2 protein-coding genes are annotated in these 1,101 nt (G+C 68.9%); both read left to right on the top strand.

Features of this window, described 5'->3' with window-relative positions:
* The coding region (locus ABT085_RS46540) for a phosphoglucose isomerase-related protein (RefSeq protein ID WP_502983004.1) at nucleotides 1-168 on the top strand (168 nt) is incomplete at its 5' end.
* Between the two features lie 6 nt (nucleotides 169-174).
* On the top strand, nucleotides 175-1,053 hold the full coding sequence (gnd, locus tag ABT085_RS46535; protein WP_351623313.1) for a phosphogluconate dehydrogenase (NAD(+)-dependent, decarboxylating): 879 nt from the start codon (nucleotides 175-177) through the stop codon (nucleotides 1,051-1,053).
* The last annotated feature ends 48 nt before the right edge of the window (nucleotides 1,054-1,101 follow it).

Genomic DNA, 1,101 nt, shown 5'->3' with positions numbered 1-1,101 from the left:
GTCCAGGGAGCGGTGTGGGACATCGACTCCTTCGACCAGTGGGGCGTGGAGCTCGGCAAGGTCCTCGCCAAGCGGATCGAACCGGCCCTGACCGACGGCACCGCCGTGCCCGGTCTGGACCCCTCCACCACCGCCCTCGTCGCCGCCTACCGCACTCTCAGGAAGTGAACTGACATGCAGCTCGGTCTCATCGGTCTCGGCAAGATGGGCGGCAACATGCGCGAGCGGATCCGCCGCGCCGGCCACACCGTCATCGGCTACGACCGCAACCCCGACGTCTCCGACGCGAAGAGCCTCGCCGAAATGGTCGAGCAGCTCGAAACCCCGCGGGTGGTGTGGGTCATGGTCCCGGCCGGTCACCCCACCCAGTCGGTCATCGACGAACTCGGCGACCTGATGTCACCCGGCGACACCGTGGTCGACGGCGGCAACTCCCGCTGGACCGACGACGAGAAGCACGCGGCGGAACTCGGCATCAAGGGCATCGGCTTCGTCGACGCCGGCGTCTCCGGCGGCGTGTGGGGCCTGGAGAACGGCTACGCCCTGATGGTCGGCGGCGAGAAGGAGCACGTGGACCGGCTCCAGCCGATCTTCGAGGCGCTCAAGCCCGAGGGCCCCTACGGCTACGTCCACGCGGGCCGGGTCGGCGCCGGGCACTTCTCCAAGATGGTCCACAACGGCATCGAGTACGCCATGATGCAGGCCTACGCCGAGGGCTGGGAGCTGCTGGAGAAGGTCAACTCGGTGGACAACGTGCGCGAGGTCTTCCGCTCCTGGCAGGACGGCACGGTCATCCGTTCCTGGCTGCTCGACCTCGCGGTGAACGCCCTCGACGAGGACGAGCACCTGGACGAGCTGAAGGGTTACGCACAGGATTCCGGCGAGGGACGCTGGACCGTCGAGGCGGCCATCGACAACGCCGTGCCGCTGCCCGCGATCACGGCCTCGCTGTTCGCCCGGTTCGCCTCCCGCCAGGACGACTCCCCGCAGATGAAGATGATCGCCGCGCTGCGCAACCAGTTCGGCGGCCACGCGGTCGAGTCGTCGAAGTAGGCCCGGCCCCCCGAATGCCCGCGGGCCCGGTCCGTTCACTGAACGGAC

This window comes from Streptomyces sp. NPDC002265, assembly GCF_040296125.1.
Taxonomy (GTDB): domain Bacteria; phylum Actinomycetota; class Actinomycetes; order Streptomycetales; family Streptomycetaceae; genus Streptomyces.
This window is presented reverse-complemented; position numbering and strand designations above follow the sequence as displayed.

Excerpts from the sequence above, each read along its gene's own strand:
- gnd (WP_351623313.1), top strand. The coding sequence starts at position 175 with ATGCAGCTCGGTCTCATCGGTCTCGGCAAGATGGGCGGCAACATGCGC.